At 71.2% G+C, this 21,569-nt stretch carries 21 protein-coding genes and 2 tRNA genes; 12 read left to right on the top strand and 11 right to left on the bottom strand.

Annotation, left to right across the window (positions count from 1 at the left end; all coding sequences use genetic code 11):
• Positions 1-14: 14 nt before the first annotated feature.
• From folE2 to efp, 6 genes are all read right to left on the bottom strand, one after another.
• On the bottom strand, positions 15-947 hold the full coding sequence (gene folE2 / locus ACYVJJ_RS08240; RefSeq protein ID WP_460832612.1) for a GTP cyclohydrolase FolE2: 933 nt from the start codon (positions 945-947) through the stop codon (positions 15-17).
• A gap of 74 nt (positions 948-1,021) precedes the next feature.
• On the bottom strand, positions 1,022-1,720 hold the full coding sequence (locus ACYVJJ_RS08235; RefSeq protein ID WP_460832610.1) for a phytoene/squalene synthase family protein: 699 nt from the start codon (positions 1,718-1,720) through the stop codon (positions 1,022-1,024).
• Positions 1,717-2,382 (bottom strand): phosphoglycolate phosphatase, encoded by a 666-nt coding sequence (gene gph / locus ACYVJJ_RS08230; protein ID WP_460832608.1) that lies wholly within the window; start codon positions 2,380-2,382, stop codon positions 1,717-1,719. Before gph ends, ACYVJJ_RS08235 begins: the two co-directional genes overlap by 4 nt.
• The gene (gene ubiG / locus ACYVJJ_RS08225; protein WP_460832606.1) at positions 2,379-3,101 is read right to left on the bottom strand and encodes a bifunctional 2-polyprenyl-6-hydroxyphenol methylase/3-demethylubiquinol 3-O-methyltransferase UbiG; all 723 of its coding nucleotides are present in this window, start codon (positions 3,099-3,101) and stop codon (positions 2,379-2,381) included. Before ubiG ends, gph begins: the two co-directional genes overlap by 4 nt.
• Positions 3,098-4,438, bottom strand: coding sequence for a TRZ/ATZ family hydrolase (locus tag ACYVJJ_RS08220; RefSeq protein WP_460832604.1), 1,341 nt, complete (start codon positions 4,436-4,438; stop codon positions 3,098-3,100). The genes ubiG and ACYVJJ_RS08220 overlap by 4 nt, the downstream gene beginning before the upstream one ends.
• A 160-nt stretch (positions 4,439-4,598) precedes the next feature.
• Complete coding sequence (efp, locus tag ACYVJJ_RS08215; RefSeq protein ID WP_460832602.1) at positions 4,599-5,165, bottom strand: elongation factor P; 567 nt, start codon at positions 5,163-5,165, stop codon at positions 4,599-4,601.
• A 108-nt stretch (positions 5,166-5,273) separates the two neighbouring features.
• Between efp and epmB the strand changes: the two genes are divergently transcribed.
• Positions 5,274-6,287, top strand: coding sequence for an EF-P beta-lysylation protein EpmB (gene epmB / locus ACYVJJ_RS08210; protein WP_460832600.1), 1,014 nt, complete (start codon positions 5,274-5,276; stop codon positions 6,285-6,287).
• Positions 6,288-6,403: 116 nt separating this feature from the next.
• Positions 6,404-8,482: an EAL domain-containing response regulator gene (locus ACYVJJ_RS08205; protein ID WP_460832599.1), complete on the top strand. Its 2,079-nt coding sequence runs from the start codon at positions 6,404-6,406 to the stop codon at positions 8,480-8,482.
• An 89-nt stretch (positions 8,483-8,571) separates the two neighbouring features.
• On the opposite strand, the gene htpX is transcribed toward ACYVJJ_RS08205, so the two are convergent.
• Positions 8,572-9,465 (bottom strand): protease HtpX, encoded by an 894-nt coding sequence (gene htpX, locus ACYVJJ_RS08200; RefSeq protein ID WP_460832597.1) that lies wholly within the window; start codon positions 9,463-9,465, stop codon positions 8,572-8,574.
• Positions 9,466-9,563: 98 nt separating this feature from the next.
• On the opposite strand from htpX, the gene gluQRS reads away from it, so the two are divergent.
• From gluQRS to phaR, 3 genes are all read left to right on the top strand, one after another.
• On the top strand, positions 9,564-10,433 hold the full coding sequence (gluQRS, locus tag ACYVJJ_RS08195; RefSeq protein WP_460832595.1) for a tRNA glutamyl-Q(34) synthetase GluQRS: 870 nt from the start codon (positions 9,564-9,566) through the stop codon (positions 10,431-10,433).
• A gap of 67 nt (positions 10,434-10,500) precedes the next feature.
• Complete coding sequence (gene phbB, locus ACYVJJ_RS08190) at positions 10,501-11,241, top strand: acetoacetyl-CoA reductase (protein ID WP_460832594.1); 741 nt, start codon at positions 10,501-10,503, stop codon at positions 11,239-11,241.
• A gap of 106 nt (positions 11,242-11,347) precedes the next feature.
• A complete protein-coding gene (gene phaR / locus ACYVJJ_RS08185; protein WP_460832592.1) occupies positions 11,348-11,827 on the top strand; it encodes a polyhydroxyalkanoate synthesis repressor PhaR in 480 nt (159 codons plus the stop codon).
• Positions 11,828-12,006: 179 nt separating this feature from the next.
• Here the strand turns inward: phaR and ACYVJJ_RS08180 are convergent, their stop codons facing one another.
• Both ACYVJJ_RS08180 and ACYVJJ_RS08175 read right to left on the bottom strand, forming a co-directional pair.
• Positions 12,007-12,942 carry a M48 family metallopeptidase gene (locus ACYVJJ_RS08180; protein WP_460832590.1) on the bottom strand — a complete coding sequence of 312 codons (936 nt, stop codon included), beginning with the start codon at positions 12,940-12,942 and terminating at the stop codon, positions 12,007-12,009.
• Positions 12,943-12,969: 27 nt separating this feature from the next.
• Positions 12,970-14,790 (bottom strand): SUMF1/EgtB/PvdO family nonheme iron enzyme, encoded by a 1,821-nt coding sequence (locus ACYVJJ_RS08175; protein WP_460832589.1) that lies wholly within the window; start codon positions 14,788-14,790, stop codon positions 12,970-12,972.
• Positions 14,791-14,868: 78 nt separating this feature from the next.
• On the opposite strand from ACYVJJ_RS08175, the gene rnd reads away from it, so the two are divergent.
• Positions 14,869-15,978 carry a ribonuclease D gene (gene rnd, locus ACYVJJ_RS08170; protein ID WP_460832587.1) on the top strand — a complete coding sequence of 370 codons (1,110 nt, stop codon included), beginning with the start codon at positions 14,869-14,871 and terminating at the stop codon, positions 15,976-15,978.
• A gap of 57 nt (positions 15,979-16,035) precedes the next feature.
• On the opposite strand, the gene ACYVJJ_RS08165 is transcribed toward rnd, so the two are convergent.
• Positions 16,036-16,111, bottom strand: a tRNA-Ala gene (locus tag ACYVJJ_RS08165).
• A gap of 112 nt (positions 16,112-16,223) precedes the next feature.
• On the opposite strand from ACYVJJ_RS08165, the gene ACYVJJ_RS08160 reads away from it, so the two are divergent.
• From ACYVJJ_RS08160 to murB, 5 genes are all read left to right on the top strand, one after another.
• Positions 16,224-16,300: transfer RNA gene (locus ACYVJJ_RS08160), tRNA-Arg, on the top strand.
• 97 nt (positions 16,301-16,397) lie between these two features.
• Complete coding sequence (amaB, locus tag ACYVJJ_RS08155) at positions 16,398-17,930, top strand: L-piperidine-6-carboxylate dehydrogenase (RefSeq protein ID WP_460832585.1); 1,533 nt, start codon at positions 16,398-16,400, stop codon at positions 17,928-17,930.
• Positions 17,931-17,937: 7 nt separating this feature from the next.
• Positions 17,938-18,243: a DUF4190 domain-containing protein gene (locus ACYVJJ_RS08150; RefSeq protein WP_460832584.1), complete on the top strand. Its 306-nt coding sequence runs from the start codon at positions 17,938-17,940 to the stop codon at positions 18,241-18,243.
• On the top strand, positions 18,243-19,298 hold the full coding sequence (locus tag ACYVJJ_RS08145) for a quinone-dependent dihydroorotate dehydrogenase (RefSeq protein ID WP_460832582.1): 1,056 nt from the start codon (positions 18,243-18,245) through the stop codon (positions 19,296-19,298). The genes ACYVJJ_RS08150 and ACYVJJ_RS08145 overlap by 1 nt, the downstream gene beginning before the upstream one ends.
• Positions 19,295-20,347 carry a UDP-N-acetylmuramate dehydrogenase gene (gene murB, locus ACYVJJ_RS08140; protein WP_460832581.1) on the top strand — a complete coding sequence of 351 codons (1,053 nt, stop codon included), beginning with the start codon at positions 19,295-19,297 and terminating at the stop codon, positions 20,345-20,347. Before ACYVJJ_RS08145 ends, murB begins: the two co-directional genes overlap by 4 nt.
• A gap of 30 nt (positions 20,348-20,377) precedes the next feature.
• Here the strand turns inward: murB and ACYVJJ_RS08135 are convergent, their stop codons facing one another.
• Entirely contained in the window at positions 20,378-20,500 is a 123-nt protein-coding gene (locus ACYVJJ_RS08135; RefSeq protein WP_460833378.1) for a hypothetical protein, read from the bottom strand.
• Between ACYVJJ_RS08135 and ACYVJJ_RS08130 the strand changes: the two genes are divergently transcribed.
• Entirely contained in the window at positions 20,451-21,338 is an 888-nt protein-coding gene (locus ACYVJJ_RS08130) for a DMT family transporter (RefSeq protein ID WP_460833346.1), read from the top strand. The genes ACYVJJ_RS08135 and ACYVJJ_RS08130 overlap by 50 nt on opposite strands.
• Positions 21,339-21,569: the final 231 nt, after the last annotated feature.

Here is a 21,569-nt window from a genome sequence, read left to right as displayed (position 1 = left end):
TCGAACCCGCGGCTTCAGGCGACGCCGGCTCCCGTGCCGCGGATGCGGGCGACAGCATCGTGCGCGTGCAGGCTCTCGAAATGCGAGACCGTGGCATCGAAACCCGCGACCTGGGTCGATGACGACAGCGCCGCGGCGACGCGGCGGGCGGCGTCCTCGCAGAACATCAGGTTGCGGGCATTGAGCGCGGCGAAAGCCTGCTCGTCCTCGCGCTTCACGGCGGTCTGCACGGGCGTCCCGAGTGCGGTCTCCAGCGAGTCGATGAGCTCGACGACAGGAAGCTGCGCGAGCCCGCGCGCGAGCTCGACGCGCACGTCTGCACGGCTGCGCTGCGCATGCGGCGTGGCGACGAGGCCCGCCTCGGACTGCAGCCAGTCACGCACCTGCGCGGCATCGGTGCGCTCGTCGCTGCCGAAGGCGCGCACGAAGGCCTCCGCGCTCATCTGGCGCGAGAGCGCGGCCGAGGCCGGACACGTGCTGGAGTAATCGACGGCTACGCGCAGGCCGATTCGCAGCTCGACGCCGTGGCGCTCGACGTCGACCTCGACCGGATAGCGCTTCCACCCCGCGTTCGCGCTCGCGAGCGCCGGCCGCAGAAGCAGCTGGTCGAAGCGGATCACCAGCCGCGCGGCCTGCGACAGGCCCGCCTGTGTCTCGACGAGCGCGTCGATCACGCGCGCGAGGCCAGGCGGCGTGAGCTCCTCGGCGGCGAACGCATGCTGCAGGCGCAGGTAGAGCCGCGACATGTGGATGCCGCGCTTGTCGGGATCGCGCAGGTCGACGAAGACGTCGACGCTCGCCGGGACCTGCATCGCCTCGCCCGTGGCCGAGCGCGTGCGGACCGGCAGCGCGATGCCCGCCATGCCGACCCAGTCGATCGGGCGCGCCAGCACGGCGCGGTCGTGCGCGACATCGGGCATGACGCGGGGAGCGTTCGGTGCGGTCATCCGGCCGTCGGATCGTGGGGAGCGCGCATTCTACCGGCGCGGTCCCGCGCGGCAGTGCGCGGGGCGCGGAACGTTCAGTCGCGCGCCGCGCGCCAGCTGGCGAGGAGTGCGGCCCATGCCGGCAGCGGCCGCGCGGCGTCACCGCGGCGCAAGCGCTCCCGCGCCAGCCCGGCCTGCAGGCGACGTACGCGTGGTGCGCCAGCGCCCCTCGGCCACGCCGCGAGCAGATGCGCGCGCCAATGCGTCGCACCCTCCGGCCCGGCCGCCAGCATTTCAAGCGGCAGGGCGCCGTCGGGGTGGCGGGCAAGGCGCGCGTGCAGCCACGTCGCGGCGACGAGCGCGGGATCCGCGCGACCGCCGAACAGCCCGGCGTCGGTGGTTGCCGCCGCAGCCGCGGTCAGCGCGAGCGCCTCGTGCGCCTCGGCGATGGCCGCCGGGCGATCGCGCGTGGCTGCGAGCTGCGGCAGGCTGCGCGCGAGCGAGGACCAGCCGCCGTCGCAGCGCTGGAGCACCGCGCCGAGCGGATGGCGGCGCCGGCCCTGCGCCCAGCCGTCGAGCTCCTCCATCCACCAGCCGAGCTTGGCCTCACCCGGGCGTGCATCGGCGCCGCCCCAGGCGGCGTCGAGCAGCTCGACCTGCAGCACCGACCACGCGGTCGCCACAGCCCGCTGCGATGCCGGCACGAAGACCTCGGCGATCGCCCACTCCGGGCACGCGGTGCGCCACTTGTCGACGAAGGTGCCCGCGTCGTCGGCGCCGGTTTCCGTGTTCATCGCCCCGGCCAGGCGCCCGCCTGCAGCAGGTCGCGCGGCGTCTCCACCATCACGTCGCCGAGCCAGGCGGCCGGGTCGTCGTCGTCGAGCCGGTAGCCCCAGAGCGCCACCACGGAGGGCATGCCCGCACGGCGCGCGGCGAGGATGTCGCGCTCGTCGTCGCCGACGTAGGCGCAGTCGCCGGGCGCCACGCCCAGGCGCTCCGCGGCGGCGACCAGCGGCAGCGGATCGGGCTTGCGCGCGGGCAGGCTGTCGCCGCCGATGAGCACCGCCGAGCGCGTGCTCCAGCCGAGCATCGGCATCAGCGCGACGGCGAGCGCCTCGGGCTTGTTGGTGACGATGCCCCAGCGGCTTCCGGCGCCTTCGATCGCGTCGAGCAGCTCCGGCACGCCGTCGAACGCTCCCCCATGGCGGCCGAGGACGTCGCGATAGACCTCCAGGAACTCGGGAATCCACGCCTCGCGGATATCCGCAGGCGCGTCCGGGAATGCCGCGCCGACCATCGCGCGCGCGCCCTTCGAGACGTGCGGACGCAGTGCTTCCAGCGCCATGGGGCCGTGGCCACGCGCCTCGCGCATGGCGTTGACCGTCGCGAGCATGTCCGGCGCGCTGTCGAGCAGCGTGCCGTCGAGGTCGAAGAGCACCACCTTCGGGAACGTCACGGCGCTTGTTCCGGCTTGCGCGCGCTGACGATGTAGTTGACGTCGGTCCGCGACGACAGCCGCGCGCGGCCGCTCCACGGCATGTAGGCGAGCCCGCTCACGTCCTCGAGCTCCAGCCCCGCGCGGCGCAGCCACGCCGCGAGCTCGGACGGGCGCACGAAGTCGCGGTACTGGTGCGTGCCCTTGGGCAGCAGCCGCGCGACGTACTCGGCACCGACGATCGCGAACGCGAACGCGGCGGGCGTGCGATTGATCGTCGACACCGTCAGGCGGCCGCCGGGCCGCAGCAGGCGCGCGCAGGCATCGATCACCGACTGCGGGTCGGGCACGTGCTCGATCATCTCCATGCAGGTGACGGCATCGAACCGGCCGGCTTCGTCCTCCGCGAGCGCTTCGACCGCCTGCGCGCGGTAGTCGACGGTGACCCCGCTCTCCAGTGCATGCAGTCGCGCGACCTTCAGCAGCTCCGGCGCGAGGTCGAGCGCGACGACCTGCGCGCCCGCGGCCGCCATCGCCTCGCTCAGCAGTCCGGCACCGCAGCCGATGTCGGCGATGCGCGCGGCGTGCAGCGTAGTGCGCTCGGCGACGTACGCGAGGCGCACCGGGTTGAGGGCGTGCAGCGGCTTCTGCGGGCCTTCGGGGTCCCACCAGCGGCTGGCGAGCGACCCGAAGCGGTCCAGCTCGGCCTGGCGAAAGTTGCCGGATGCGGTGCTGCTCATGCGCGGTTCCTGATCGCGGCGATGCGCATGCGCCACTGGCGCGCGTTCGCCTTGAGGGCTTCGATGTCGAGGTCGACGAGCACGCGGTCGCGCAGCTTCGCGCGCCCGGCGATCCAGACGTCGCTCACCTGGTGGCGGCCGGTCGCATAGACCAGCTGCGAGATCACGTTGTGCAGCGGCTGCGCCTCGAGCGCGTCGAGGTCGATGCAGACGAGATCCGCCTGTTTGCCCTCGACGATCGAGCCGATGCGGTCGCCGAGCCCGAGGGTACGCGCGCCGCCCAGGGTGGCGGCATGCAGCGCACTCGCCGCATCGAGCGCCGAGGCATCGTTCCCCACCGCCTTCGCGAGGAGTGCCGCCGTGCGCGTCTCGCCGACCATGTCGAGGTCGTTGTTGCTCGCGCAGCCATCGGTGCCGATACCGAACGTCACGCCTGCATGCTGCAGCCTGCACACCGGGCAGAAGCCGGAGGCGAGCTTGAGGTTCGACTCCGGGCAGTGCGCGATGCAGACGCCGCGCTCGGCGCACAGCGCGATCTCGTCGTCGGTCAGCTGCGTCATGTGCACCGCGATCAGGCGATCGTTCACGAGACCGAGCCGGTCGAGACGCGCGAGCGGGCGCACGCCGTGCTGCGCGATCGAGTCCGACACCTCCTGCGCCGTCTCGTGCGTGTGCAGGTGGACGCGCAGGCCATGGGCCTCTGACAGCGCGCGCACGCGCTCGAAGTTCGCGTCGCTGACCGTGTACGGCGCATGCGGCGCGAGCGCGGTGCCGACAAGGGCATGGCCGCGCCAGCGATCGTGCACCGCCATGCCCTTGTCGAAATACTCGTCGGAGCTCGCGGCCCAGGCCGTCGGGAAGTCGATAACCGGCAGGCCGACCAGTGCGCGGAAGCCGTGCGCGGCGTAGGTCTCGGCCTGCACGTCCGGGAAGAAGTAGTTCTCGTTGGCGCAGGTGGTGCCGCCGCGGAGCATCTCGGCGATCGCGAGCGTTACGCCGTCTCGCACGAACTCCGGCCCGATCACCGCGCCCTCGACCGGCCAGATATGGCCCTGCAGCCATTCCATCAGCGGCAGGTCGTCGGCGATGCCGCGCAACAGCGTCATCGGATTGTGCGTATGCGAATTGACCAGCCCCGGAACGAGCGCGGACGACGGGCGCGACACCGCCTCGCGTGCGTCGAAGCGCTCGCGGAGCGCCGCGCGCGGGCCGATCGCGACGATCGCGTCGCCGCGGATCGCGACCGCATGGTCCTCGAGCACGACGCCGCGCGGCTCGACCGGGACCACCCAGCCGGCTTCGATCAGCAGGTCGCAATGTTCGGTGGCATCGGGCATCGGCTACCTCGCGGTCGGAGGTGGAAGGGTACGCGCTCCCGCGTCGGGCGCGAGGCATGCGGCGGAAACGACGAAGCCCGCGGATGCGGGCTTCGGAGCGGACGGCGCCGACGGTCGCGCGGCGTCCACGGCGCGACCGCCCGGGGCGGCCGCCGCGGGATCACTTCACCCGGCTGACGTACTCGCCCGAGCGGGTGTCGACCTTGATGGTCTCGTCCTGGTTCACGAACAGCGGCACGCGAACCACGGCGCCGGTCTCGAGCGTGGCCGGCTTGCCGCCGCCGCCCGAGGTGTCGCCGCGCACGCCCGGGTCCGTCTCGGTGATCTTGAGCTCGACGAAGTTCGGCGGCTGCACGGAGATCGGCGTGCCGTTCCACAGCGTGACCACGCACTCCTCCTCGCCCTTGAGCCACTTCTCGGCGCCGGCCATGCCCGCCTTGTCGGCCTGCACCTGCTCGAAGGACTCCGGGTTCATGAAGTGCCAGTACTCGCCGTCGCCGTAGAGGAACTGCATGTCGGTGTCGACGACGTCCGCCACTTCCAGGTTATCGGTCGCCTTCATCGTCAGCTCGACCACGCGGCCGGACTTGATGTTGCGGTACTTGATGCGGGTGAAGGCTTGGCCCTTGCCCGGCTTGACGTACTCGGTCTCCGTGATGACGCACGGGTCGTTGTTGACCAGGATCTTCTGTCCGGTCTTGACGTCGTTCATGCCCAGGCTGGCCATGCGAATTGCTCCTGCGGATGGATCACGCGGGGCCCCGCCGGGGCCGGCCGCTAGAATGAAGGGACGCCGGGGCGCGACGCGCCGGCGAATCGAGGCGAACAGCCGGCAATGATACCCGCAGCCCTTCCCCAGCCGCATCCCGCGGCCGCCCCGCGGTGGCAGCAGCTCTGGCGCGAGGCCGTACGCGATCCGCGCGAGCTCCTGGCCCTCGTCGGCCTCGGCGCGCTCGCCGGACGCATCTCCGACGCCGCCGCGGCCGCGTTCCCGCTGCGTGTCCCACGCGGCTACGTGGCGCGCATGCGCGTCGGCGATCCGGCCGATCCGCTCCTGCGGCAGGTCCTGCCGGTGGTCGACGAGGACGTCGTCGCACCCGGCTACGCCTTCGATGCCGTCGGCGACACGCTTGCTCGCGCGGGCCAGGGCGTGATCCGCAAGTACCGTGGCCGTGCGCTGCTGGTCGCCACGGGCAGCTGCGCCATCAATTGCCGCTACTGCTTCCGCCGCCATTTTCCCTATTCCGAGGAGACGGCCGCCGCGGGCGCCTGGGCCGCTGCGGTCGATCTGATCGCGGAGGATCCGTCGATCGACGAGGTGATCCTGTCGGGCGGCGATCCCTGGTCGCTCTCGACCGCGAAGCTCGCCGAGCTCACCGATGCCCTCGCCCGCGTGCCGCACCTGCGCCGGCTGCGCGTCCACACGCGCCTGCCGGTCGTGCTGCCCGAGCGCGTCGACGACGCACTCGTCGCGTGGCTGCGTGGGCTGCCGTGGCCGACGGCGGTCGTCCTCCACGCGAACCACGCGCAGGAGTTCGACGACGCCGTCGACGCGGCCTGCCGGCGCCTGCGGGAGGCGGGCGCGACGCTGCTGAACCAGGCCGTCCTGCTGCGCGGGGTCAACGACACGGTCGACGCGCTGGCCGCACTGAGCGAGCGGGCGTTCGCCGCCGGGGTCGTCCCCTACTACCTGCACCAGCTCGACCGCGTGCAGGGCGCCGCGCATTTCGAGGTGCCGGACGACGAGGCGCGCCATCTCCACGCGACGCTGGCATCGCGGCTGTCGGGCTATCTCGTCCCGAGGCTCGTCCGCGAGGTCGCCGGCGACCCCGGCAAGCGCCCCCTCTAGGGCGGGACGGGCTGGCCGGACGGTCGGCTGCGTGCGACCGGCGGCATGGAATTCCGGCGCGGGACGTGACTCGGCCGCCGCCGTCTGTCATAAAGCGCCATCGCTAGGAGGTGGGAATGCAGTTCGGGAAAGACGCGGCCCTGCGACTTCTGATCGTCGACGACAGCGTCGAGGCGGCCGAGGCGGTCGTCAGCGGCCTGCGCAATGCCGGCATCGCGGTGCGCCCCTCGCGTCCGGAGACCGCCGACGACCTGGCGCAGCTCATCGGCCAGCAATCGCCCGACATCGTCCTCGCCGCGCGCAATGCCGCGGCGCTCCCGGCGACCACCGTCCTGCAGAACGTCGCGGCCAGCGGCAAGGACCTGCCCGTGCTCCTGCTCGTCGACGAGATCGACGAGGCCGGCGTGCTCGAGGCGACGGGGCTCGGCGCCCGCGGCGTGGTGCTGCGGCGTCGCATCGACCATGTCGTCAGCACCGTGCGCGCCGAATGGGCCGACCTCGAGGCCCGCCGCGCGCTGCGCAAGCTCGAATTCCAGGTCCGCGAGACCGAGCGCCGTTGCGATGCGCTGATCGAGTCCTCGCGCGACCCCATCGCCTACATCCACGAAGGCATGCACATCCGGGCCAATTCGGCCTACCTCGAGATGTTCGGCTACGAGTCCTTCGACGAGGTCGAGGGCATGTCGCTGCTGGACATGATCGCGAGCGCGCACGTCGAATCGTTCAAGCAGCTGCTCAAGCAGATGTCGAAGGGCGAGCCGCCGCCGCCTCGCGTCGAGGTCGAGGCGCGCACGCTCGAGGGCGCGCAGTTCCCGGCGGTCATGGAATTCACGCCGGCCATGTACGAGGGCGAGCACTGCCTGCAGCTGGTGCTGCGCCGGCAGGAGCTCGACCCCGCGCTCGCGCGCGAGGTGGAGGAGCTGCGCCAGCGCGACCAGGTCACCGGCCTGCTGAACCGCCCGACCTTCCTGCGCGCGCTCGAGGATGCCGTAGCCGACGCCGCGCAGAACTCGACGCACCATGCCTTCCTGCTCATCGAGCCCGACTACTACGCCAAGCTGCTGCAGGACATCGGCCTCGATGCCGCGGACGACCTGATCGCGGCCTGCGCGCGCCGCCTGCGCGAGAGCGTCGGCGAGGACGTGGTGCTGGCACGCTTCGGCGAGCACCAGTTCGCCGCCCTGCGCCGTGGCAGCGACCACGAGAAGACGCAGGCGCTGGCGGAGCAGATCCGCGGTGCATTCGCCGAGCATGTGGTCGAGGTCAGCAACCGCTCGCTCAATGCCACCGTCAGCATCGGCGGCGTGCAGATCGGCGAAAAGATTGCGAGCGTGACCGCCGTGCTCGCGCGCGCCACGCAGGGCGTGCAGTCCGTCATCGGCGTGGGCGGCAACCGTGTCGAGCTGCACGACCCGGGCGCGGCGGACCGCGCCGAGGAAGAGCGCGTCCAGGCCTGGGTGCAGCGCATCCGCGACGCGCTCGACTCCGACCGTTTCACCATGGCCTACCAGCCCCTCGTGAGCCTGCATGGCGAGTCGGGCGAGATCTACGAGGCGTACCTGCGCATGAAGGGCGACCAGGGCGAGCTCGTCGCACCGCTCGCCTTCCTGCAGATCGCCGAGGAGAACGGGCTGCTCTGGGAGATCGACCGCTGGGTGGTCGGGCGCGCGCTCGAGGTTATCGGCGAGCGGATGCGCGCCGGAAAGCGCACCACACTGCTCGTCAAGATCACCGAGCACTCCCTGCAGGACGACGGCCTGCTCAAGCACATCGAGGAGCAGATCTCGCTGCATGGCGCGGACGGCTCGCTGCTGGTGGTGCAGCTGCCCGAGTCGAAGGTCTTCACCAACCTGCGCGCGGCGCAGGAGTTCCAGACGCGGGCGGCGCGCTCGGGCGTGCGCGTGGGCCTGGAGCATTTCGGCGCGGGCCTCAACTCGTTCCAGCTGCTCGCCCACTTCGACGCCGACTTCCTCAAGATCGACCGTACCTTCATGGAGAACCTCGGCACCAGCGCCGAGTACCAGCAGCGCCTGCGCGAGATCACCGACAAGGCGCGCGCGCTGGGCAAGCACACGATCGCCGAGCACGTCCGCGACGCGCAGAGCATGAGCGTGCTCTTCAGTGCCGGCGTCGACTATGCGCAGGGCTTCTTCCTCGCCGGTGTCAGCCCGGCGATGGATTACGAATTCCCCTGACGGGCAGCCGCTGCAAAAAAAAGCCCGCCGGATGGCGGGCTTTTTTATCGTGGCGACGCGATCAGCTCACCATCGTCGTGGCGGGTCGATCAGGTCACGACATGCGCCGACGGGTTCTCGACGGGCAGGCGCTTGAGCACCTCGATACGCTCGGCGAGCGGTGGATGCGTCATGAACAGCCGACGAAGCCCATGGGCCACGCCGCCGCTGATCCCGAAGGCCTGCACCGTCTTGGGCAACGTCGTCTCGCCGTAGGTCCGGGACAGGCGCGTGAGCGCGGCGATCATCTTGTCGCGCCCGGCGAGCGAAGCCGCGCCCGCATCGGCACGGAACTCGCGGTAGCGCGAGAACCACATCACCACGATGCTGGCGAGCAGGCCGAAGACCAGATCGAGCACCATCACGGTGACGAAGTAGCCGATGCCGCCACCCTCGCGATTGCCCGACAGGTAGCCGTCGATGATCCGCCCGACCACGCGGGCCAGGACGATCACGAACGTGTTGAGCACGCCCTGCACGAGCATCATGGTGACCATGTCGCCGTTGGCGACGTGGCTGACCTCATGCGCGAGCACCGCCTCGGCCTCGTCGCGGTCCATGGCGCGCAGCAGGCCCGTCGACACGGCGACGAGCGAGTTGTTGCGGCTCGGACCGGTCGCGAAGGCATTGATTTCCGGCGCGTCGTAGACGGCGACCTCGGGCATGGCGATGCCCGCCTGCTGCGCCTGGCGCCGCACCGTCTCCACGAGCCAGCGCTCCGTCTCGTTCCGCGGCTGTTCGATCACGTGCGCGCCGGTGCTGCGCTTGGCGATCCATTTCGACATCATCAGCGAGATGAAGGAGCCGCCGAAGCCGAACAGCGTCGCCATGACGAGCAGGCCCGAGCCCGTGCGCGGGTCGATCCCCAGCACGCGCATGACGATGCCGAGCAGGACCAGGACCGCGAGGTTGGTGGCGAGGAACAGGGCGATGCGCTTGAACATGGGTCGATCCTGATGAAGGCCGCTTACGCCGGACCACGTGCGGGCACGTGCCGGTGCTTTCAAGCGCGGCGTGCGCCCGGTAAAGCGGGCGTTCCGGGATGACGCTGCCACCCCGGGGCCGTTTCGCGCCCTCTCCCACCGGTGATCTGCACGCAGGCTCGCTCCTGGCCGCGCTGGGCAGCTGGCTGTTCGCACGCCGCGCGGGCGGGCAGTGGCTCGTGCGGATCGAGGACGTCGACCGCCCGCGCGAGGTACCCGGCGCCGCGGAGCGCCAGGTCGGCGCGCTGCACGCATTCGGCTTCGAGCCCGATGGCGAGATCGTCCGCCAGAGCACCCGCGAACATCTCTACCGCGATGCCCTCGCGCGGCTGCGCGCGGCGGGGCTCGCCTTCGACTGCTGGTGCAGCCGCGCCGACCTCGCTTCGACGGGCGGAATCCATCGCGCCTGCGTGCGCGGCCCTGTCGACGGGCGGCGACCGGCCGTGCGGCTCCGGGTCGAGGATGGCGCCACGGCCGCCTTCGAGGACGCGATCCAGGGCCCGTACGGGCAGGACCTCGGGGCGGAGGTCGGAGACTTCGTACTCCATCGCGCCGACGGCCTGTGGGCCTACCAGCTCGCGGTCGTCGTCGACGACGCCGCGCAGGGCGTGACCGAAGTCGTGCGCGGGGCCGACCTCCTGGACTCGACGCCGCGGCAGATCCTTCTCCAGCGCGCCCTCGGGCTTCCCACGCCGGCCTATGCCCACCTGCCCCTGGTCCGGGATGCCGACGGGCGCAAGCTCTCGAAGTCCGATTCGGCCCACCCCCTCGATCCCGCCGCGCCGCTGCCTGCCCTCCATCGTGCCTGGGCGCAGCTCGGGCAGGCAGCCGAGCCCGTCGCGGGCGCGGCGGGCCCGGGCGACTGGCTCGCGCGGGCATTGGCGGCGTTCGACCCCGCACGGATCCCGCGTGCCCTCGCGTCGAGGTAGCCGCCGTGCAGCGGTTCGTGCCTAGAATCCCCGAGGGCGCACGGTCGCGCCGACAGGAGCGGAAGACATGCAGAGTCGTGTAGCACTCGTCACCGGCGGCACCGGCGGCATCGGCACCTCGATCATCGAACGCCTCGCGTCGATGGGGCACCGCGTCGCCACCAACTTCCGCGATGAGGCCAAGGCCCGCGACTGGCAGCAGCGCATGCAGGCCCGCGGCGTCGAAGTCTTCATGACCCGCGCCGACGTCGCCGATCCGACGCAGTGCGAGGCGATGGTGCGCGAGGTCGAGCAGGCGCTCGGGCCGGTCGACATCCTCGTCAACAATGCCGGCATCACGCGCGACACGACCTTCCACAAGATGACCGCGCAGCAGTGGAACGAGGTCATCCAGACGAACCTGGGCTCGGTCTTCAACGTCACGCGCCCGGTCATCGACGGCATGCGCTCGCGCAAGTGGGGCCGCATCATCCAGATCAGCTCGATCAACGGCCAGAAGGGCCAGTACGGGCAGGCGAACTACGCCGCGGCGAAGGCCGGCATGCACGGCTTCACCATCTCGCTGGCGCAGGAAAACGCCAAGTTCGGCATCACCGTCAACACAGTGTCGCCGGGCTACATCGGCACCGACATGGTGATGGCCGTGCCGGAAGAGGTGCGCAACAAGATCGTCGCGCAGATCCCGACCGGGCGCCTCGGCAATCCGGAAGAGATCGCGTACGCCGTCTCGTTCTTCATCCCCGATGACGCGGCGTGGATCACCGGCGCGAACCTCGCGGTCAACGGTGGCCAGTACATGGGCTGGTGACGGCCGATGAAGCGGTCAGCCCGCGGGGTTGGCCGCTTCGCACCGGAAGTTGCGTGGCGTTGCGCGGTGCGTCATTCTCGGCGCATCCCGCTTCCGGTCCTCGCAGATGGCTTCTCCGCGCGTCATCAAGAAGTATCCGAACCGTCGGCTCTACGACACCGAGATCTCCAGCTACATCACGATCGAGGACGTGCGTCAGCTGATCGTGGACGGCGAGGAATTCGAGGTGCGCGATGCCCGCTCGGGCGACGACCTCACCCGGCAGGTGCTGCTGCAGATCATCGCCGAGCACGAGCAGGACGGCGAGCCGGTGCTCTCGACGCAGCTGCTCAGCCAGATCATCCGCTTCTACGGCGACTCGATGCAGGGCTTCATGTCGAGCTACCTCGACAAGTCGATGCAGCTGTTCCTCGACCAGCAGCAGCAGTTCCGCTCGCAGATGGGCGGCCTGCTCGGGCAGACGCCCTGGGCGCTGATGAACCAGCTCACCGAGCGCAACATGCAGATGTGGAAGGACTTCCAGCAGAACCTCGCCGGGAGCATGGGCACCACCACCGGCAAGCCGCGCGAACGCAAGGAAGGGTGAGTCGACCGCGGTGATGGATCATGGGCCGCCGCAAGGCGGCCTCGTCGTATGCGGCACCGGCCTGCGCCTGCCTGCCACGACCGCGTGTTTTTGCACCGCAGACGACCGGCGTGGCGGCACGCAACGCCGTCTCGCCGGACCCGAGCGGAGCGGGCCACCGCGCCCATCGCTCGCGCCGATCAGCGCGCCGGCTGCCCGCCCGCGCAGTACTTCGCCTGGAACTGCTGCGCCTGCGGAATCAGCGACTGCAGGTGCTGGATGCGATTGGCCGGGTCCGGATGCGTCGATGCGAATTCCGGCGGCCGCTGCCCGCCGCCGATCTGCGACATGCGCTCCCAGAGCGGAACGGCCTCGCGCGGGTCGTAGCAGGCCGCGGCGGCGAGCATCAGGCCGACGGCGTCCGCCTCGGACTCGTGCTCGCGCCCATACGGCAGCAGGAAGCCGTACTGCGCGCCCGCGCCGAGCGCGCCCATCACGGCACGCTGCTGCATCGGATCCATGCCGGCCAGCGCGACGCCGGTCGCGAGCTGCCCCATCTGCACCAGCTTCTGCTGCGCCATGCGCTGCGAGCCGTGGCGCAGCAGCGCATGCGCGATCTCATGGCCCATCACCACGGCCATCGCGTCCTGGTTCTGCGCCACCGGCAGCAGGCCGGTGTAGACGGCCATCTTGCCGCCCGGCAGGCAGAACGCGTTCTGCTGGTCGGACTGGATGACGGCGACATCCCACTCGAAGGTCTTCCAGTGCTCGGGCGGCGTCGCGCCGTTCGCGCGCGCGAGATCCGCGGTGACCTCGGGAACGCGCGCGACGAGGCGCTGCGCGATCTCGCGGATCTGCCGCGTGACCTGCGCGTCGGCCGGCATGAGCGCGCCCTGCTGCTGCGCCTCGCCGAGCACCTGGTCGAACGCCTGCGCGCCGAGCTGCACCTCTTCGGTCGGCGACGCACCGTAGTGCGCATCGCGCCCGGTCAGCGCGTCCTTCTCCTTGCTGCCGAACCAGGAGATCGCCGCGTAGATCGCGAAGCCCAGCATGATGATCCAGCGGAGCTTGCCGAGGCCGAAGCCCCCGCGCCGGCCGTGGGCGGCGCCTTGCATGCCGAAGGGGGCGATTCGCATCGAACGGGCTCCTGCTGGACGACTCGGTCAGAGTTCGCGCACCACCCGGAAGCCGATGCGCGCATTGGTGGTGTCGGCGTCGAAGCCGCTGCGCCAGGCCGCGCGCGTCTGCTCCGGCGAGCTGGCCCACGAACCTCCGCGCACCACGCGCTGCCGGCATCCGGGATTGACCCAGGGACGCTGGTCGCGCGGCGCGCGGCGGTAGCCGGCATGCCAGCAATCCGCCACCCACTCGCTCACATTGCCGGCCATGTCGTGAAGGCCGAATCGTCCAGGGGTATAGCGTCCGACCGGTGCCGGGCCCCACGCCCCGTCGAGGTAACCGCGGAACGCGTTCTGCCAGCGGCGCCCGGCGGGTGAGACGTCGCCCTGTCCCGTGAAGTTGCCGGCGCCGGCCGGCGGCGCGCCGTCGCCCCAGGGATAGATCGTGGTCGCGCCGGCGCGGAGTGCGTACTCGAATTCGGCCTCGCTCGGCAGGCGGTAGCGGTACCCGGTCTGCTCCGCGAGCCATTCGGCATACGCGCTCGCGTCCTTCGCGCTCACGTGCACGACGGGCAGCGTGTCGGCCGCGACGCGGCCGAGGTAGTCACGCGTCCAATCCACGTTGCCGCGTCGCACGAAGTTACCGCTGCGCAGGTCGTAGGCGATCGAGTAGCCGCGCCGCACGGAGCGCGGTCGGTAGCCCGTCGCCTCGACGAACTGCCGGAACTGCGCGACCGTCACTTCGGTGGTCGAGACCGCGATGCCGCGCGGAAAACGGATCTCGCGCAGCGGGCGCTCGACGTCGCTGCCGCCCGGCTGGCCCGGGGGCGAGCCCATCGTGAAGCCGCCGTGCGGGATCACGCGCATGGTCGGGGTGCGCCCGCCGTCCCGCAGCGCATCGGTAAAGCGCTGGCCGGGCTCGAACGCGCCGTAATGCACCGCGTAGTCGATCCGCCGACGCAGCTCGGCCGCCGTCGGGTCGGCCGGCGGCGCGATGCGAAGGATATGCGCGAGATGCCCGCGTGCGACTTCGATGCCGCGCGGCTGCGCGAGGGCTGCCAGGCCCGCATCGCGCAGCGCGCCGACGCGCGTCGCCCGGCCGAATGCGATGGCGGCGCGCGCCCGCGCCACGGCGCCGTTTTCCGGGCGGACGCGCGCGGCATGGTCGAGCCAGGCCTCGGCGAGGGCATAGTCCTCGCGTGCTGCGGCCTCCTCGGCGCGCCGGATCAACGCGCTCTCGGCCGCCGCAAGGCCCTGGCGTGCACGCGCGTCGGTCGCGCGGAGCGCCAATGCGCGGCGGAACCAGGGGATCGCGCCGCTGCGCCCGTGCTCGCCGACATCCCCCGCCGCGAGCGCCTTCTCGCCCTGCGCGCTGTAGAACTGGCCCTCGTCGATGCGATCGACGCGCTGCAGGTAGCGCTCGACGTCCGGGCGCTCCAGCGCGACCACGCGCAGCACGTCGGCGGCGCGATGCACGCGGTCGAGCGCGTCGGGATCGTCGTCGACGTCGGCGAGGTCGCGGCGCGCGTCCAGCAGCAGGCCGGTGACCGAATTGCGCAGGCCTGCCTCGGCCCGCGGCCGCGTCGGCGGATGCCGCGTCAGCGCGAGGAACAGCGGAATCGCCGCGTCGGCGCCGTCGACGAAGCGACGCTCGCGCAGCGCCACGTCCGCCCGGTCGGCGAGCGCACCGGCATTCGCATCGGTGACCTCGATCGCCGGCGGCCGCCAGACGCCGCGCGCGTAGGCGTCTTCGCGCACCGAGACCACCGGCGCACTGCGGGGCTGCGTGCCTGCGTCGTCGCGGCGCCGGTCGCAGCCCGGCAGCACCAGCAGGAGTGCGAGCGCTAGCCCACCTGTCGCACGCAAGGCGCTGCCTCCTGACGCTGCCGTCGGGTCACGGAAAGTAGGCTATTGTCGCCCGCTCCCGCAAACCCGGCACCCGCCTTGGCCCACTGGATCGACCGCCCCGAATTGCTCCGCGACCGCATCGCCGGCCGCTTCGACCGCATCGGGCTGGACACCGAATTCATCCGCGAGCGCACGTACTGGCCGAAGCTCGCCCTCGTGCAGATCGCGCTGCCGACGGCCCACGGCATCGAGATCCTCCTCGTCGACCCGCTGGTGGCCGGCATGGCCGAGGCCCTGGCGCCGCTCCTCGCGGATGCGTCGGTACTCAAGATCATGCACAGCCCCAGCGAGGACTTGATCGCGCTGCGGCAGGCCTGCGGCGAGGTGCCCCGCCCCCTGTTCGACACGCAGGCTGCGGCGGCGCTCGCCGGCGTCGGTGCGGGCATGGGCTACCAGAAGCTCGTCGCCGAGGTGACGGGCGTGGCCCTCGAAAAGGGCGAGACGCGCTCGGACTGGATGCGCCGCCCGCTCAGTGCGTCCCAGCTCGACTACGCCGCCGACGACGTGCAGTACCTGTTCGAGCTGCACGATGCGCTCGCCGCGCGACTCGATGAGCAGGGCCGCAGCGATTGGCTCGCCGAAGACATGGCACGCACCGTCGAGCTGGCGATCGAGGATCCCGCCGACCCGTGGCCGCACCTGTCGATGCGCAGCGCGGGTTTCCTCGACCGCGACGGCCAGGTGCGCCTCCTGCGGCTGCTGCGCTGGCGCGACATGCATGCACGCCAAGCCGATCTTCCGCGCAGCTGGGTGCTCGACAACGAGCTCGCGTATGCGATCGCGCGCCCGGCGCCGACGACGCGCGAAGCCGTCGGCGACCTGGTGCGTGCGCATCCGAAGGGCCCGCGCAAGCTGGTCGACGCGCTCTGGTCGGCGCTCAACACGCCGGTCGACGGCGAAGCCGACGCTCCTGACGCGGCCATTGCCGAGCGTCGCGACAAGAACCGCGTCAAGGCGATGCAGCAGGCGGTGACACGACAGGCGGAGGCACTCGGCGTCGCCGACGCGGTGCTGGCGTCGCGCCGCACGCTCGAACCGCTGCTCGATACGGGTGAATGGCCCGCCGCGCTGGCGGGCTGGCGCCGCGCGCAGCTCGAGCCCGTGCTCACGCCCCTCCTGCGGGCCAACCCGGGCGACGCAGGCTGACCGCACGGTTGCGAACGGCATAAAAAAAACGGCGCCCGGAGGCGCCGTCGAAAATCGTGGTGGAGCGGAGGGGGATCGAACCCCTGACCTTCGCGATGCGAACGCGACGCTCTCCCAGCTGAGCTACCGCCCCACGATGAGGATGCGCAGTTTACCCACCGACCCCGCCCGTGCCAAGTCGCCGGGCGCGGTCTCGAAGTGTGATTTCCGGCAAGGTCCGTGTCCGTGCGAAAATGCGCCGCACGGGCCCCGTAGCTCAGCTGGATAGAGCGGTCCCCTCCTAAGGGACAGGTCGCACGTTCGAATCGTGTCGGGGCCGCCATCGCCCATACCCAAGCCGCCGGTCGCGGCTGTCCCTGCCCGGCCCGCCGGCGCGCGACAGCGGCCGTCCGGCGTCCGATCCCGCCAGGAGTTCCTCCATGACCCACCCCGTCCTCACCGCGCTCGGCCTGACCGAACTCGAATCGGGCACCTATCTCGGCAGCGACCAGTGGTCGAGCACGCGCGACGCCGGCGTCGTCGAGTCGATCAGCCCCACCGACGGCTCGCTGCTCGCGCGCGTACAGGCCTCGTCGCAGGAGGATTACGAGACGATCGTCGAGCGCGCGCAGGCCGCCTACAAGGTCTGGCGCACCACGCCGGCCCCGCGCCGCGGCGAGGCGATCCGCCTCTGCGCCGAGGCGCTGCGCGAGCACAAGGACGCGCTCGGCTCGCTGGTCGCGCTGGAGATGGGCAAGTCGAAGCCCGAGGGTGACGGCGAGGTGCAGGAGATGATCGACATCGGCGACTTCGCCGTCGGCCTCTCGCGCCAGCTCTACGGCCTGACGATGCATTCCGAGCGCCCCGGCCACCGCATGTACGAGCAGTGGCATCCGATCGGCCTCGTGGGGATCATCTCGGCGTTCAACTTCCCGGTCGCTGTGTGGGCGTGGAACTCGTTCGTTGCGGCCGTGTGCGGCGACATCTCGATCTGGAAGCCGTCGCCGAAGACCCCGCTCTCGGCGATCGCCTCGATGCGCATCTGCAACCAGGCGCTCAAGGACGGCGGCTTCCCGGACATCTTCTTCCTGTTCAACGACGCCGGCAGCGACCTCGCGCAGGCCTTCGTCGACGACCACCGCATCCCGCTGATCTCGTTCACCGGCTCGACGAAGGTCGGCCGCATGGTCGGCGAGCGCGTCGCGCGCCGCATGGGCCGCTCGCTGCTCGAGCTCGGCGGCAACAACGCGATCATCGTCGACCCGTCCGCCGACCTGAAGCTCGCCATCCCCGCGATCGTCTTCGGCGCCGTCGGCACCGCGGGCCAGCGCTGCACCACCACGCGCCGGCTGTTCGTGCACGAGTCGATCTACGACGAGGTGCTCGGCAAGCTCGTCACCGCTTACAAGCAGGTCGAGGGCAAGATCGGCGACCCGACCGACCCGGCGAACCTCATGGGTCCGCTCAACTCGAGGGACGCGGTGCAGGCCTACCTCGACGCGATCGAGCGCGCGAAGGCGCAGGGCGGCACGGTGGTGTCGGGCGGCGCGGCGATCGATCGCCCGGGCAACTTCGTGCTGCCGGCGCTCGTCACCGGCCTGACCAATGATGCCGAGGTCGTGCAGACCGAGACGTTCGCGCCGATCCTCTACGTCATGAAGTACTCGACGCCCGATGAGGCGATCGAGCTGCAGAACGCGGTCCCGCAGGGCCTGTCGTCGTCGATCTTCACCACCAACCTCAAGGCCGCCGAGCAGTTCCTGTCGGCCGCGGGCTCCGACTGCGGCATCGCGAACGTCAACATCGGCACCTCGGGCGCCGAGATCGGCGGGGCGTTCGGCGGCGAGAAGGAGACGGGTGGCGGACGCGAGTCGGGCTCCGACGCGTGGAAGGCGTACATGCGTCGCCAGACCAACACGATCAACTACTCCGACGCGCTGCCGCTCGCCCAGGGCATCAAGTTCGACCTCTGAGGCCGACATGCCCAGCACGCCCGCGCCGCAGCCGATGCCCGTGAGCCCGCCCACCAGTGGGCTCGCGATCGCGAGCCTGGTCCTCTCGATCATGGCGTGGGTGGCGCTGCCGCTGCTCGGGGGCATCGCGGGCGTGGTCTGCGGGCATCTGGCGCGGGCCGAGATCCGGCGCAGCCGCGGGGCCGTCGAGGGCGACGGGCTCGCGGTCGCCGGGCTGATCGTCGGTTACGTCAACATCGCGCTCTTCGCCGTCATCGCGATCATCGCGGTGCTGCTGTTCGCCGGCGTGTTCGGCCTGGCTGCCCTGAACTGATGTACGGCCTCCTGCGCCCCCTGCTCTTCCGCCTCGATGCCGAGCGCGCGCACGGGATCGGCCTGCATGGGCTGGACCTGATGCGGGCGACCGGCACGCTCGGGCTCGTCGCCCGACGCCCGCAGCCGTTCCCGGTGCAGGCGTTCGGGCTGCGCTTCCCGAATCCGGTGGGGCTCGCCGCGGGCCTCGACAAGAACGGCGAGCACGTCGACGCGCTCTTCGGGCTCGGCTTCGGCTTCGTCGAGATCGGCACGGTGACGCCACGCCCGCAGGCGGGCAATCCGAAGCCGCGCATGTTCCGGGTGCCGCGGCATCGCGCGCTCATCAACCGGCTCGGCTTCAACAACCAGGGCATCGACGCGCTGGTGCGCAACGTCGGGCGCATCCGGCGTCGCGATGGCGTGCTCGGCATCAACATCGGCAAGAACAAGGACACGCCGAACGAGTCGGCGCAGGACGACTACCTGCACTGCCTCGAGCGTGTGTATCCGCTCGCCGACTACATCACCGTCAACATCTCCTCGCCGAATACCGCGGGCCTGCGCGAGCTGCAGGAGGAGCAGGCCCTGCGCCGGCTCGTCGGGACGCTTCGCGATGCGCAGGAGAGCCTCGGTGCGCGCCATGGCCGCCGGGTGCCGATGCTGGTCAAGGTGGCGCCGGACCTCAGCGACAGCGACATCGAGGCCGCGGCACGCGTGCTGTCGGATCTCGAGGTGGACGGCGTGGTGGCCACCAATACCACCGTTTCGCGCGAGGGCATCGAGGATTCGCGCCACGCGGACGAGCCCGGCGGCCTCTCGGGCATGCCGTTGATGTCGCAGTCGACGTACGTGCTGCGGCGCCTGCGCACGCGGCTGCCGGAGTCGATTCCGCTGATCGGCGTCGGCGGCATCCTTTCGGGCGCGGATGCGGTCACCAAGATGGCCGCCGGCGCGAGCCTCGTGCAGTGCTACAGCGGCTTCATCTATCGTGGCCCGGTGCTGGTGCGCGAATGCGTCGAGGCGATCCGCCGCCGCAAGGAAGCCCCGAGCCGCGGCCCGGTGCCGCCGGCATGACCGATGCCCTGCCCGGCGTGCGCATCACGCGCGATGCCGACCTGCGCACGCTCAATACCTTCGGCCTCGCCGCGCGCGCGCCGTGGCTCGTCGAGGTCGACGACGCCACACGGCTCGCCGATGTATTCGCCATGCCTCCGATCGCCGGCACCGCGCCGCTCGTGCTCGGCGGCGGCAGCAACGTGCTGCTGGTGGACGATCCGGACGTGCCGGTGCTGCGCCTGACAGGCATCGCGCTGCGGGTGCTGGAGGACGACGGGCAGGCGGCGCTGTTGCATGTCGACGCGGGCGTCGAATGGCATGCGCTGGTCATGCGCACGCTCGAGCTCGGATTCACGGGGCTCGAGAACCTCGCGCTCATCCCGGGAACGACGGGCGCCGCCCCCATCCAGAACATCGGCGCCTACGGCGTGGAGGTGCGCGAGCGCATCGAGGCGGTGCACGTCTTCGAGCCCGCGACCGCCGCGTCCGCGCGCCTTGGGGCGGACGCCTGCGCGTTCGCCTATCGCGACAGCCTGTTCAAGCACGAGCCCGGCCGCTACGTGGTCACGGGCGTCGAGTTCCGGCTGGCGCGCAGCGCGTCGCCGAGCCTCGCCTACAGCGGCATCGCCGAGGAGCTCGCGGCGCGCGGAATCGCAGCGCCTACGCCCCACGACGTCGCCGAGGCGGTGATCGCGATCCGGCGGCGCAAGCTGCCGGACCCGGCTGTGGTCGGCAACGCCGGCAGCTTCTTCAAGAATCCGATCGTCCCCGAGGCGCAGGCACTCGCGTTGCTCGACCGGCATCCCGGGCTGCCGGTGTTCCGGGCGGGCGACGGCCTGCGAAAGCTGTCCGCCGCATGGCTCATCGACAGCCTGGGCTTCAAGGGTGCGCGGAATGGCGACGCGGGGGTCTCCGCCGCGCATGCGCTGGTGCTGGTCAATCACGGATCCGCAACCGGACGCCAGCTGCTCGACCTCGCTCGGCGCATCGCCGATGCCGTGGAGGCCCGCTACGGCGTCGCGATCGAGCCCGAGCCGCGCATCATCGGGGCCACGTGGCGCGACTGATCCGGGGCCACGGGTGGACCGCACGACGCGTCACGCCGACGTCGGCGTGCGGACGGGATGATCCACGCCCATGACGTCGCCGGCATCGCTCCAGCCCACGATCATGCGCGCGGCCATGCTGATGCTCGCGAGCACGCTGTTTTTCGGGCTCATGGCCGTGGCGATCCGCCTCGCATCGGCCACCCTGCATGCGTTCGAGATCGCATTCTTCCGCAACCTCTTCGGCGTCCTCGCGGCTCTCCCTCTCGTGCTACGCCACGGACCGGGGCTGCTGCGCACCACCCACCTGCCCCGCTATGTCGTGCGCTGCCTCGTCGGCGTCGTCTCCATGCTGTGCGGCTTCTGGGCGATCGCCCACCTGCCGCTCGCGCAGGCGGTATCGCTGTCCTACTCGACGCCGCTGTTCGTCACGGTGCTCGCGGTCTGGCTGCTCGGCGAGCGCGTCCGCGCGCGGCGCTGGGCAGCGGTCGTCGCCGGCTTCGTCGGCGTGCTCATCATCGTTCGCCCGGGCACGTCCGGCTTCAGCATCAACTCGCTCATCGCGCTGACCGCCGCGGTGATGAGCGGAATCGTGTCGATCCAGATCAAGCAACTGTCCGCGCTCGAGCCCGCCGACCGCATCGTGCTGTGGACGACCATGCTATGGGTGCCGATGTCGCTGCTCCCCGCACTGACCGTCTGGGAATGGCCGCAGGGCATCACGTGGCTGTGGGTCGCGGCCGCCGGGCTGCTCGGTACCAGCGGCCACATGCTGTGGACGCGCGCGCTCAAGCTCGGCGACGTCTCGGCGCTGACGCCCATCAGCTTCATGCAGCTACCGGTGGTCGCGGTGGCCGGCTGGTTCATGTTCGACGAGCCGCTCGACCGCTACACGCTGCTTGGGGCACTCGTCATATTCGGTGCGAACGCCTACATCGCGCATCGCGAGGCCCAGCTCGCGCGGCGCGCGGCCACGTCGGCACCGGTGGAAGGGGCTAAGCCGGGGGAGTAGCAGGCCGGGTGCGTCATCGACGGCGCAGTGGAGGAACCACCCCTGCGCCTACCTGTCGGCCGAGTGGGCCCGCCCGATTCGGCTGCGCGGCCAGCGCGGCGCGGCATCGCTTCACACCTGCGCGCGACAGCGCCCGCGGCGCGGCGCGGCGAGCGCGGACGCGGACGCGAGGCCAGATCAAGCACGCCAGACGCTGCGCGCGCGACGCAAGCGCGAAAGCAGCCTGATGCG

It is taken from the genome of Lysobacter humi (ex Lee et al. 2017) (assembly GCF_054781815.1).
This window is presented reverse-complemented; position numbering and strand designations above follow the sequence as displayed.